Source organism: Mesocryomonas lacus (assembly GCF_055730135.2).
The window spans coordinates 234,611-246,095 of the sequence record NZ_JBUZWE020000009.1 but is presented as its reverse complement, the minus strand read 5'-3'; the positions used below and the strand labels follow the sequence as shown (position 1 = coordinate 246,095).

General features: G+C 67.2%; 14 protein-coding genes. 6 read left to right on the top strand and 8 right to left on the bottom strand.

What is annotated here, in order from left to right:
• The 4 genes from ACZLZY_RS15920 to ACZLZY_RS15905 form a co-directional block, all read right to left on the bottom strand.
• Positions 1 to 832: glutathione S-transferase C-terminal domain-containing protein (locus ACZLZY_RS15920; protein ID WP_496253587.1), on the bottom strand; the 832-nt coding region annotated here is incomplete at its 3' end.
• A gap of 27 nt (positions 833 to 859) precedes the next feature.
• Complete coding sequence (locus ACZLZY_RS15915; RefSeq protein ID WP_472934707.1) at positions 860 to 1,492, bottom strand: alpha/beta hydrolase; 633 nt, start codon at positions 1,490 to 1,492, stop codon at positions 860 to 862.
• Complete coding sequence (locus ACZLZY_RS15910) at positions 1,489 to 2,379, bottom strand: VOC family protein (RefSeq protein WP_472934706.1); 891 nt, start codon at positions 2,377 to 2,379, stop codon at positions 1,489 to 1,491. Before ACZLZY_RS15910 ends, ACZLZY_RS15915 begins: the two co-directional genes overlap by 4 nt.
• A gap of 39 nt (positions 2,380 to 2,418) precedes the next feature.
• Positions 2,419 to 2,844, bottom strand: a complete 426-nt coding sequence (locus ACZLZY_RS15905) for a DoxX family protein (protein ID WP_472934705.1) — start codon at positions 2,842 to 2,844, stop codon at positions 2,419 to 2,421.
• Positions 2,845 to 2,942: 98 nt separating this feature from the next.
• Here ACZLZY_RS15905 and ACZLZY_RS15900 point away from each other — a divergent pair, with 98 nt between their 5' ends.
• Entirely contained in the window at positions 2,943 to 3,863 is a 921-nt protein-coding gene (locus ACZLZY_RS15900) for a LysR family transcriptional regulator (protein WP_472934704.1), read from the top strand.
• 358 nt (positions 3,864 to 4,221) lie between these two features.
• On the opposite strand, the gene ACZLZY_RS15895 is transcribed toward ACZLZY_RS15900, so the two are convergent.
• Complete coding sequence (locus tag ACZLZY_RS15895) at positions 4,222 to 4,794, bottom strand: YjaZ family protein (RefSeq protein WP_472934703.1); 573 nt, start codon at positions 4,792 to 4,794, stop codon at positions 4,222 to 4,224.
• Positions 4,795 to 4,968: 174 nt separating this feature from the next.
• On the opposite strand from ACZLZY_RS15895, the gene ACZLZY_RS15890 reads away from it, so the two are divergent.
• The 5 genes from ACZLZY_RS15890 to ACZLZY_RS15870 all read left to right on the top strand — a co-directional run bounded on the left by ACZLZY_RS15890 (position 4,969) and on the right by ACZLZY_RS15870 (position 8,557).
• A complete protein-coding gene (locus tag ACZLZY_RS15890) occupies positions 4,969 to 5,151 on the top strand; it encodes a DUF3606 domain-containing protein (RefSeq protein ID WP_472934702.1) in 183 nt (60 codons plus the stop codon).
• 389 nt (positions 5,152 to 5,540) lie between these two features.
• A complete protein-coding gene (locus ACZLZY_RS15885) occupies positions 5,541 to 6,173 on the top strand; it encodes a hypothetical protein (RefSeq protein ID WP_472934701.1) in 633 nt (210 codons plus the stop codon).
• 71 nt (positions 6,174 to 6,244) lie between these two features.
• Positions 6,245 to 6,589 carry a hypothetical protein gene (locus tag ACZLZY_RS15880; protein WP_472934700.1) on the top strand — a complete coding sequence of 115 codons (345 nt, stop codon included), beginning with the start codon at positions 6,245 to 6,247 and terminating at the stop codon, positions 6,587 to 6,589.
• Positions 6,586 to 7,596 (top strand): AAA family ATPase, encoded by a 1,011-nt coding sequence (locus tag ACZLZY_RS15875; protein ID WP_472934699.1) that lies wholly within the window; start codon positions 6,586 to 6,588, stop codon positions 7,594 to 7,596. Before ACZLZY_RS15880 ends, ACZLZY_RS15875 begins: the two co-directional genes overlap by 4 nt.
• Positions 7,571 to 8,557: an AAA family ATPase gene (locus ACZLZY_RS15870; RefSeq protein WP_472934697.1), complete on the top strand. Its 987-nt coding sequence runs from the start codon at positions 7,571 to 7,573 to the stop codon at positions 8,555 to 8,557. Before ACZLZY_RS15875 ends, ACZLZY_RS15870 begins: the two co-directional genes overlap by 26 nt.
• A 60-nt stretch (positions 8,558 to 8,617) precedes the next feature.
• On the opposite strand, the gene ACZLZY_RS15865 is transcribed toward ACZLZY_RS15870, so the two are convergent.
• Genes ACZLZY_RS15865 through ACZLZY_RS15855 form a run of 3 tightly spaced genes read right to left on the bottom strand, consistent with a single transcriptional unit; the run spans position 8,618 to position 11,351 of the window.
• Positions 8,618 to 9,655, bottom strand: coding sequence for a CBASS cGAMP-activated phospholipase (locus ACZLZY_RS15865; RefSeq protein ID WP_472934696.1), 1,038 nt, complete (start codon positions 9,653 to 9,655; stop codon positions 8,618 to 8,620).
• Complete coding sequence (locus ACZLZY_RS15860; protein ID WP_472934695.1) at positions 9,652 to 10,101, bottom strand: type II CBASS E2 protein; 450 nt, start codon at positions 10,099 to 10,101, stop codon at positions 9,652 to 9,654. The genes ACZLZY_RS15865 and ACZLZY_RS15860 overlap by 4 nt, the downstream gene beginning before the upstream one ends.
• A complete protein-coding gene (locus ACZLZY_RS15855) occupies positions 10,098 to 11,351 on the bottom strand; it encodes a nucleotidyltransferase domain-containing protein (protein WP_472934694.1) in 1,254 nt (417 codons plus the stop codon). Before ACZLZY_RS15855 ends, ACZLZY_RS15860 begins: the two co-directional genes overlap by 4 nt.
• Positions 11,352 to 11,485: the final 134 nt, after the last annotated feature.

Sequence of the window (11,485 nt, the reverse complement as noted above, 5' to 3'; positions counted from 1 at the left end):
CGAGCATGCGGTCGACGTAAGCCGAGAGGTTCAGGTAGTCGGCGACGCGGCGCAGGTTGCACTTGAACAGGCCGTGATAGGCAGCGTCGAAGCGGATCAGCGTGACGAAGAGCCGGATGTCGGCCTCGGTCAGGCGTTCGCCAAGGAGGAACGTACGGCCTTCGAGGTGAGACTCGAGTTCGTCCAGCATGCCGAAGACGTCGCCGAAAGCCTCGTCGTAGGCGACTTGCGTCGTCGCGAAGCCCGCACGGTAGACCCCGTTGTTAAGACGCGGGTAGATCCGGTCGTTCAAGGCGTCGATCGCGCCGCGCAGGTCCACGGGGTACAGGTCGACGTCCTTGTTCGCGAGGTCGCCGAAGCCCGAGTTCATCATGCGAACGATGTCGGCGGACTCGTTGTTGACGATCGTCTGTCTCTCCCGGTCCCAAAGCACGGGCACCGTGGCGCGGCCCGATACGGTCGGATCCGCCTGGGTGTAGAGCTCGTGCATGTACGTGGCGCCGTTGACCTCGTCGCGGTCGGATCCCGGATAGTCCCCGAAGCGCCAACCCTCGTCGGTGAGCGCCGGCTCCACCACCGAGACGGAGATGGCGTTCTCGAGCCCCTTCAATCTGCGCGCGATCAGCGTACGCGACGCCCAGGGGCAGATCAGGGCGACGTAGAGATGGTAGCGTCCCGCCTCGGCGGGAAACCCGCCCTCCCCGGCCGGTCCCGCGCTCCCGTCCGGCGTCACCCAGTTGCGGAAGCTCGAGGTCTGGCGGACGAAGCCACCCTGCTCGTCCTTTGCCTGCACGGGCTGCCAGTCGGCGGTCCACTTGCCGTTCACGAGCATGTCGCTGTCCTTTCGGTGTCCGTCACGTCAGGCGGCAACGGTTGGCTTGAGGGCGGCCGCGATGAAGTCGCGAGTGAGGGTCGCGCCTTCGGCCGAGACCGTGTGGCCGAGACCGGGGAAGATCCGGCTCGTCACGTCGAGACCCTCCGCACGGAGGACCTCTTCCGCCCGCGTCGTCTCCCCGGAGGGAACGATAGGGTCAGCCGACCCGTGCAGCAGCAGGATCTTCGTGGCGGCGGACGGTGAGTAGGGCGTCGGCGACGCGAGGCGGCCAGAAATGGATACGGCAGCCGCGACGGGCCAGCGCCCGGACGCGACGGCGTCGAGCACCATCATGGAGCCTTGCGAGAAGCCGACGAACACGACCCGGTCCAACCTGTTCCCGAAGCCACTCCGATCGAGTTCGGAGCGCAAGACCTTGTCGAAGGCCGAACGTGCGGCCGCAATCCGCGCGGGACGGTCCTCCGGCGTGACGCCGGCGATGCTGAACCATTGCCGTCCCGGCCCCTGGTCGAAGGCGAAGGGGCCGTCGGGAGCGACGAACGCCACGTTCGGCAGCGAGGGTCGCCATGCCTCTGCAAGGCCCAGCATGTCCCGGCCATTGCTGCCGACGCCGTGCAGGAGGACGACCAAGCCGTCCGGTGATGTCGAAGGGGTCATGTGCTCGGCTCGGATATGAGTGTGATGGACGTGTTCCAGGGATCGTGAAGCACAAGGCGCGGCCCGTTGCTTCCCTCGGACGGTCCCGTCGCACGAGACCGTATGGCTTCGATGGTGTCGGCAGCGGTGGTGATCTCGACGTCCGACAGCCCGGTCGTCAGCTCCGTCCGGGGCGGCGCGCCGCGGCTGTTCCAGATGTTGGCGGCGAGCTGGTGGTGGTAACCGCCCGAACCGAAGAAGCTGCCACCGGGATAGCGGGCGGTCACGTCGAAGCCGAGCACGTCGCCGTAGAACGCCTCCGCAGGCGCGATCGCGCCGACCTGAAGATGCACATGGCCGACGTTGCCGCCCCGCGGGAAGCCGCGCCATTCCCGGCCCTCCGCCGCCCTGAGGAGGTCCTGCGCGTCGAGAGTGTCCGTCGACATGCGAACGGCGCCGCCGTCCCACGCCCACTCCGCGCTCGGCCTGTCTGCATAGATCTCGATGCCGTTGCCCTCGGGATCGGCGAGGTAGATCGCCTCGCTGACCAAATGGTCGGACGCGCCTTGGATGGAGACGCGCCGCTCGGCCGCGAAGGCTAGCCACGCTCCGAGGTCCGCACGCTCGGGCAGGAGGAATGCCGTATGGAAGAGCCCTGCGTCCCGAGGTGAACGAACCCGGGCGGACGGCTCGTGCCGGAGCTCGACCAGCGTCGCGGCGTCGGTCCCGAGGCGCAAGGTGCCGGCCTCGCGGCTGGTCTCTCGAAGGCCGATCACGTCCCGGTAGAACCCGGCCACGCGATCGAGGTCGCGCACGACGAGGGTCACCTTGGAGATCCGGTGCGGCGCCGTCGCCAGCACCGGATCGAGGAAAGAGCGTTCGATGGCGCTCTGGGTCGAGATGGTCATCGAGATCTCCTTCGAAAGCCGCTCAGTTCGGTTGGGATATCAGGCCCGGGCCGTTTGAAGCGCGGCAGCGGTCGTCGGGCGGAGAGCATAGGCGCCGTCGCCAAGGAGAGCGACCGAGACCAACCCGACGATCCAGAGCGCCAAGAACTCCCAGCCGCCGTTCGGGTTCGTGAAGAAGAACCCGGCAGGTCCGTGCACGGTGACGATGGCACCTAGAAGGCCTGGAATCAGCGCCAGCGCGACGATGCGGCTGTAGACGCCGGCAATCAGGGCAAGGCCACCCACGGTCTCGACCAGGATCACGAGGTAGGCGAGCGGACCGGGAAGGCCGAGGCTGGTGAAGAACTGCGCGGTGCCTGCGGGCGTGAAGACGAAGAACTTCAGGCCGGCATGGGCGAGGAAGAGGATGCCAAGGGCCACACGGAGGGCAGTCGCGGCATAGGGTGCGGTACGGTTGTCGATCATCTCGGGTCTCCTGGTTGGACACCCTCCATGTGCCCACCTTCGATCGGTTTGATAATCCGCGAAGCAGGTATAACACTCCACACCGAGGGTGTGAGACGATGTTGGACAGGTTCACGGGTATACAGGTGTTCGCACGCGTTGCCGGGCTCGGCAGCCTCTCCGGGGCGGCGCGGTCGCTCGGCATGTCGCAGACCATGGCGACGAAGCACATGGCGGCGCTGGAGGAGCGGCTGGGGGTCAAGCTGCTTCACCGGACGACACGCAAGGTCACGCTGACCGAGGCGGGCCGCCGCTACCTCGAGAGCACCGAGCGCATCCTTGGAGAATTGGAAGAGGCCGACGCCACCGCCTCGGCCGAACGGGTCGAGGTCACGGGAACGCTGCGGTTAAACGCGCCCGTCTCCTTTGGCGTCCGCGAGGTCGCGCCTCTGCTCGCCACGTTCTCCCGAAAGCACCCTGCCCTCGCCGTCGATCTCGGTCTGAACGACCGTGTCGTCGACCTGGTCGAGGAAGGATGGGACGTGGCAATCCGGATCGGCCGCATCGACGACCAGACATTGATCGCCCGCAAGCTGGCCCGTTGCCGCCTTATGGTAGCGGCCTCTCGGGCCTATCTTCAAGAACGCGGCGTCCCGCAAACCTTGGCCGACCTCACCTCCCACAACTGTCTCGGCTACACCTTGTCGAGCGCCCTCGGCCCGCACCGCTGGCAGTTCGGCGTCGACGGGGACGTCGACGTCTCGATCCACGGGGACTTGCGGGCGAACAACGGCGATGCACTGGTGGCCGCGGCTGTGGCCGGACAGGGGCTGGTCTACGAGCCGACCTTTCTCCTCGGGGACGAGATCCGCGCGGGACGGCTTGTCGCGCTCGAACTCGACCGCCCCCCGCTCGAGCTTCCCGGCGTGTTCGCCGTCTACGCTGCCAACCGACGCCCGCCGGCAAAGGTGCGGGCGTTCATCGACTTTCTCGTGGCAAGGTTTGGCGATCCGCCGCCTTGGGATCGAGGCCTTGGCTGAAGAACGGTCAAGCGACCGCGTCAGGGATGGTGGATGGCGGATGTGCGGGCATCAGGCGGGGGCGAGGCATGGACCTCTCCGGCATCGGTCGGCTAAGACCATCGGGAACGCGGCGCACAAGTGCAGTTCCCGGGTATCCCCGGAGGACGGTCGGGAGGATCGCCGAATGGGTCTCACCTTGACAAACGCGCTGGTCCGCGTATCTTTTCTTGCAGATCGCTGGTGATTGGGCGTGAGATAGCCAGTGCCACCGGGCCACAAGCTCGGTCCCTGCGGATGTGGGGAAGGGAGAAATCCCCAGAGCTTCGCCCCGAGACCCTCTGGGTCGGACGGTCCCGAAAGGGGCCGTTTTTCGTTTCTAGGGCATTTTCGGTTTCTTGCGCCTGTCGCCGTACTCACGCTTCGGGTGCTTGCGCTCCAAGCGCAGCTTCACGAGATGTGAGAAGCGCACCTCGCCGAACGTGTCGGGCGGCTTCCGGTCGCAGATGTGGGCCGACCTGACGGTCAACCGAAGGTCCGTTGCCAATCCCTTCAACCGATCCAAGGTGAACACGACCGCGTAGAGGCGGCGGACACCTTGGTCGTCGACGATCGGCACCTGGGCGTAACGGTCCTCACCGGTCAGGTTCCACACCCGCTGGGGTGCCAGGCCCGCGATGAGACCCGGGAGCTGCGTGGACATGCGGTAGCGGTCGGGACACAGGTATCCCCGCGGAACTCGGCTACAGTTCGGGAACGCCGACGCCGCGACGTCTCCGACGACCTCGTCCCTGGTGAAGGCGTGATCGGTGAACGTCACCAGCACGGACCTCTGGACCCCGCTCGAGTCGAGGCAGTCGAACGTGAAGTCGACGAGATGGCCGAACGTGTAGCGGTCGGGACCAAGGATGAAGTCCGGCCATGGGGCCATGGTGAGATCGTCGTTCTGCAAGGGTGGGGAACCTCGTATAGGCGCTGACGAACTTCATCAAGATCGCTCGCTCTGGGAGATTCGAGGTCGACCACAACGATTTTCGTCGCCCCTTGATGACACGAAGCGCCGCCGCATCGACTTGATCGAGCGACGGTGCTTCAGTGACGGAAAGATCGAGGAGGAGACAGAGCGATGGCAGACAACAAGAAGAAGACCGACGGGCGCGACCGGGCAAAGGTTTCCGCCAGTGAGCCTTACGAGGTGAGCTACTTCGCCAAGAAGCACGGCTTGGCGGCCGAGCAGGCCCGAGAGATCATCGAGAAGCACGGTCCAAGCCGCGAAGCATGCGACGCGGCCGCCGAGCGCAAGCGTTAGCTTCCCGGGTCGGTCCAAGCCGCGAAGCATGCGACGCGGCCGCCGAGCGCAAGCGTTAGCTTCCCGGGTCGAGACAATTCGACGAAGCGCTCCCCAATGTCCTCCGGGAACAGAGGAACCGGATGTTCCCGCCTTTCCGGTCGACCGGGGGACTTCGAGGGTGTCACCAACCTATCTTGTACATAACTGCTTGACGCCGAGCCCCGGTTCATTGTTTGTTCACGCCTATGAGCATGTACGCGAACATCTCTCGGCAGACGGGGCGCCAGACGCCTCTTGCCGACGCGCGTCCGCTCGCCTCCTCCATACGCATACGCTGATCCCGATGCCCTCGAGAGGTTGAACGCGGACGCTGGCCAGAGCCCGTCCGCCTCAGGACAGGTGTGCCCATGCCACAGATCCAGATCACCGCAGCCGTATCGCACGGCCGCCGAACGACATCGTCGGAACCCACCGTCGGTACCATATTCGAGCCGCGTCACGCCGTTCGCTGCGTGGGGGAGTTGCGGTTTCGAAGCCAAGCCGTCCGCGACCTCGCCTGCCTGCTCGATGTCGACACCGACATCGTCGACTGGTCGTGCGTTCCGCCAGCCTTGGAAGGGGACGGCCAGGTGTTCGTCGTTGACCTCGCAGTGAACCGTCCGTCTGGAACGGAGTTCGTATCGGTCGCGACGTTGCCGGAAAACTTCTCCGCTCCCGACTGGGCTGTCGAAGCCGCGAAAGAACGCGGTGCCACGCTGCGTGTCGTCCCCGTCGACGACCTTGCGGGCGACCGCCTCGAGAACTGCCGGGAGCTCCTGCGCTACGCCAAGTGGCGCGTCTCGTTGTCCCAGCGGATCGGCCTTCTAGCTGCCCTCGACCAGGAGGGGTCCCTGACCCTCGTCGAGTGCATGTCGGCCGTGCGCGGTGCCGCCGATCCGATAGGCGTGGTCGCCGCCCTCGCGCTTCGGCGCTTCGTCGAGATCGACCTCGATTCAGGTCCCCTCGGCCCCGAGACCAGGGTCACCCGCTTCCGCGGCTGACCCGCCCCTCACCCGCCCCAACCGAACCCCGCGGCACGCTCCTTGAGCGGCCGCGAACGGGAGACCTTGCCTTGACCATCCGCATCACGCCCTCGGGCGAACCCCTCCAGCTCGACGAGCACCTCGATCGCCTGCGTCGGCTCGTGGCAGACCTCGAGTCCCTGAAGTCCGGCCGCCTGCCCGACCCGTTCGAGATCGACGGATCGGCCTACATCTACGACTGGGTGCTCGACAGCCGTCCGGTGCCATGCCTGCGCGGCTACTTCGAGGGCCATCCCGCCATCCGCAGCGGCCGCATGGGCGTCACGTCGGACCTCTGGGTGTTCGCGCCCGAGCACGGCTTCGCCCGCACGCTCACCCGCTGGTACAAGCTCGGGCCGATCGGCTCCGGCATCGAAAGGAGGGCACGCCAGTGACCGTGCTTTCCCTTCGCGAGCAGGCCGCCCGGATCAACCTCATCCGGCGCCCGTCCGCCAGCAAGCTCAAGCCGTCGGTCTTCGTGGCACGCGGGCTGGTGGTCCGCGCCTTGCGCCACGCCGGGCTGCACCATGTCCTGCGGCGCGAGCCCTGCACCTTCGGCCTCGTCGGCGTGGATGTGGGATCTGTCGATGCCGTCAGCTCGGCGGTGCGCGAGATCATGAAGGCGCCCCTTTCTGCCAACCTCGGCTACGACGTCACCGTGTACGACAAGACCGACAGCCGGAGGAAGACGACAGCAAGCATCGAGTCCCTCGTCCTCGAAGCCGCGCGCGGCGACGAGCGTGCCTGCGTCCTCTTCCCGGACCAGGGCGCCGTGTCGGTGTCGTTCCTCGCCTCGGCAGAAGGCGTCGTCGAAATGCCGAAGCTCGACCCACGGATCTTGCGCGGCGCGTTCATGACGACCGTCGGCCACTCCCCCGGATGGGAGGGACTCGCTGTGATCGCCACCTTACCGATCGACCTCCTCGACAGCGTCGTCGTGGCCGGCCGCAGCGTGGAGCGGTCACTGCGGGTCGCCCGCAAGCTCCTGTCCGCAGTGGCGACGGCGGAGCCCAAGACCGACGAGGACGAGGGGCCGGGCCCCAAGTTCACGTCGGACGGCCCGAAGCTCGAGGACCTCTCTGGCCTCGGCGACGCCGGGCGCTGGGGCAAGGACCTGGCGACCGACCTCGCCGACTACCGCAAAGGACTCCTTCCTTGGGCGGACGTCGACAAGGGCGTGCTCGTCGCTGGCCCCCCGGGCGTCGGCAAGACGATGTTCGCGCAGGCGCTCGGCCGGACCTGCGGCGTCCCCGTGCACCTGCATTCCTGCGCCACGTGGCAGGCTAAGGGGCACTTGGGCGATCTGCTGAAAGGCGATGGTCCGCGCCTTCTCCGAGGCGCGGCGCGCGGCACCGTGCATCCTGTTCTTGGACGAGATGGATTCGTTTGGCTCCCGCGATGACCCCGGCGACCGCTATTCCGCCTACAGCCGACAGGTCATCGACGGCCTATTGGAGCAACTTGACGGCGCGCAAGGGCGCGAAGGAGTCGTCGTGGTTGGCGCCACGAACCGCCCTGCCCTGATCGACGACGCGATCCTGCGTCCCGGCCGGCTGGACCGGGTGATCATGATGTCCCACCCAGACGCGGCGGCGCGGGTGGGAATCCTTCGGCACCACCTGCGTGGCGCGCTGTTGGACGCGGAACTCGGACCGCTGTCCGAACGCATGGAGGGCGCGACTGGGGCGGACATCGAGCTGCTCGTGCGGGATGCCCGGCGGCGGGCGCGGCGGCGGCGCGAATCCATGACGGTCGCCGATCTTCAGCAGGGACTCCCGCACGAGACGCGGCAGTCCGACGCCCTGTTCCGGCGGGTCTGCGTCCACGAGGCGGCGCACCTCGTCGTCGGCATCATGCTCGCCGACGAGTCGGGCAGCGACCCCGTCGAGGCAAGGGTGGACCGCGGCTGCGTCGATGGCTCCGCAGGCACCACGGAGTTTCGCCGCCGGCCGGGATTCGACCGGACGCGGGCGAGCTTCCTGGCGGAAGTGACGGTCCTGCTCGCGGGGTCCGCCGCGGAGGAGGAGATCATCGGCGTCCGGGGTGACGGGAGCGGCGGGAGTGCAGGTAGCGACCTCGCCCACGCCACGGCGATCGTGGCGGCCGTCGAGACCTCGTTCGGCCTCGGCGAGGGTCTCCTGCATTTGGCCGCAACGCCCGAGGAGGCTGTCGCGGCGCTCGGGCGGGATCCGGCGCTGCGCGCGCGGGTTCGTGGCGTTCTCGACGAATGCTTCGCGAGGGCGCGAGGGATCGTCGTGGCGGAACGTGAGGTCGTCGAGCGGGTGGCGGCCGTGCTGACAGTGGAGGGGCGCTCGGGAGCGGAGCCGTCGCGGCTGGAGCGGGTGATGGAGGGGCGTGTGTAGGTCGGTGCTAGAAGCGGCAGGGTCAAAGGGACGGATCGCCTGACTCTGCCGTTTCGGTTCCTAGGTGACGACTGGGCATTTGAGGAAGTGGTCCACAGTGTCCTGAAGGAACACCTCTTGGACGCGGTGACCGGAGCCTTCCACCAAGCTTCGCGCGACCAAGGGCAGCTCGCTGAGAGCACGCTCCACGTCATCCAGCGCGATGGGATTGGGGCTTTCGGGCACGTCGATCCGGACGACGTTGGGTTTGCCCGTCAACAGGAACGCCTGCCCCAATGCGTTCTTCGACTGCGCCCGCGCAGCGGCGGCGAACGAACGCATGAAGGCCCAATCCTTCGCGCCGCCCGTCCTTGCCTTCTCCTCGACGGTGAAGGTGCCCTCGCCCGTTCCCAGGCTCAGGATGCGGATGTTCTCGCGCGGGACATCGTAGCAGGCGAGCGCGTCGACGAGCGCGTTCATCACCGGGTTGTTCGCCCAGACGCCACCGTCGATCATGATCAGGCCATCGTGCTCGACGCCCTCGTAGTAGGAGGGCGCGGCGGTGGTGTGGAGCGCGACGTGCGCGAAGCGCTGGTGGCGATCGTTCTGGTAGTCCGGATGGTGCGGCGTCTTGTAGATGAACGGCTCGCCGTGGCGGCCCTCGAAGCTTGGGATAACCAACCGCGTGCGGGCGGCGTCGAGAACCGCGTCGCCGAACACCTGGAGCAGTTCGTCCTTCAGGACGGACTGGTCGTGCTTCGGCTTGACCATCCACCGAAGGTTGGCCGCCCACTTCCGAGCCCCGGCTTTCGGAGGAAAGATGCGGCGGCCCCGGTCGACGTAGATACGCAACGCCTCCTGCGCGGACATCCCGCGGGCGAGGGCGAGCGCGATAATGCCTCCCGTCGACGTTCCCGCGACCATGTCGAAATGGTTGCCGATCGAGGCGCCCCCAAGGAACCGCTTCTCGATCTCGGCAAGGTAGGCTGCCGGAAAGACGCCGCGGATGCCGCCCCCGTCGATCGACAGGATCCGGAAGAGGCGGCCCTCGGGCCACGGCTGCTTGATGCGGGTCTGCTGGATGGTGCCGTCCGAACGGCGCGGTGGAACGTAGTTCACTGGATGACTTCCTGCGTGCCGTCGGTGCCGCCTGCTTTGGGGTGACGTCCCCCGCCCGTCCACTCCCCGGTCATCCGCCAGAACTCGTAGCAGGTGAGCCAGTCGAGGGTCCAAGGCACGATGGTCCTCGAGAGCAGCATCGACGGCGCCCATTCGCCCGCCGCCGGGTCGAAGACGCAGAGCGTCGGGTCCTCGAGCGGACCGTATACGTGGGGAAGGCGCCCCTCCGGGTTGCCGGGCAACTCCTCAAGAGCCGGGGCCAGGACCCGGACGGTCGGCCACCCGTCCGCGTAGCGCAGCTCGATCTCGTGGTCCGTAAGGTTCGGCCGGACCTTGCCGACCCAGCGCGCCGACTGGCGGGCTCGATCGACACGACGTGCCTTCAGCATCGGCCAGTCGGCCTTCATCGCGGCGACCTGGTCGCCGATGCGCACGAAGACGCTCATTTCACGATGTCCCCGAAGAAGGTGTGGCGCGACCCAGGTACGCTCGCGGCCGCCTTCGCGGGAAGCGCGAGCGACGCCGCAGCGGGGACGAGGAGGCGTCCCGAGCTGGAGTACCCCTGGTTCCCGGCACGAATCGCCGCTCCGGCTCGGTCCGCGATATTGCGCACGGCCTTCGTCACCACCAGATCGCCGAAGGTCTCGCGCATCCAGTCCTGCACCGCGACGGACGTCATGCTGCCGCGCCGTGCCATCTGAAGTCCGGCGACGAGATCGCGCAGGTCGCGCGCGAACCGGGCCTGGGCGACCTGGTCGCCCGGCCAGCGGTCCGTGAAGACGTCGTCGGCGTAGCAAGGATTCGACACGTGCAGGAGGCCGCCGCGGGCTGCGGCCGCCTCGGTGTCGCGCACGATCAGCTCCGAGATGGCGATGACCATGTCGGTCAGGCGGTAGCCCTGCCCCGCCAACCGCGCGGCGAAGTGGGACAACATGACGGACGGGGGCATTCGACCCGGACGGTTGGCGTACCGAATGTTGCGGTAGCGCTTGAGAAGCTGGAGGGCGAGCGTCGCGGTATTCTTGACCACGAACTCCGTCTGGTCTGGAACGTCGTCGACCTCCGCCTCGGCGCGGATTTCCATCTCCCTGTCGATCCACCGCCTGTTGAAGGCCTCGACAAGGCGCGTCTCGATCGGCGTGCTGGCGTTGTACCATTCCACGAACCCGTAGGCGTTCGTAGGCACGAGGTGGTCGTCCGCCGAAACCTTCGGCCCCTTCGCGTGCGGGATCCGGCTCTGGCGCTCCAGCGTGGCCGGGCCGTCGCGCAGGGCGGGCGTCACGTCGAGGTGCATGTTGTCCGCGTAGAACAGCGTGACGCAGCGCGTCTGGCGTTCGATCCGCATGCCGCGGTAGCCGTCGAGCGCCTCCTCCAGCTCCGTCAGGATCTGGAGGGGCGCCATGCCACGGAAGCGGTCCCCGAGCTGCGCGATGATGTCGATGTCGTACTCGTCGTCAGTGCCGCGGGCCGAGATGGTGGCGTCGATCGCCATGGACCCCTGCGGGTAGAAGCGCTCGATCTGGCCATGGAAATGGCAGGACGTGGATTCGAGGTGGTTGCGGACGGCCTCGTAGCGGGCGACGGCCTTCCGGTGGAGCGACGGCGGGAGCTGGATGGTGAACGCGATCTCCGCAAGGATTCGATCAAGCGGATCCTCGAAGGGGTCGATCCCCGTGTGGGTCTGGCGTTTCTTCATTCTCGTTCTCCGTTCCAGGCTCTCGGCCCACCGCGCTCAATGACGCATGACGATTTCCTCGCTGTCGTAACGCCACGTTAGGCATACGCCCTGTATCGCTACTCCGAACAACGTGGGAGCCTTGCGCGCCGGAG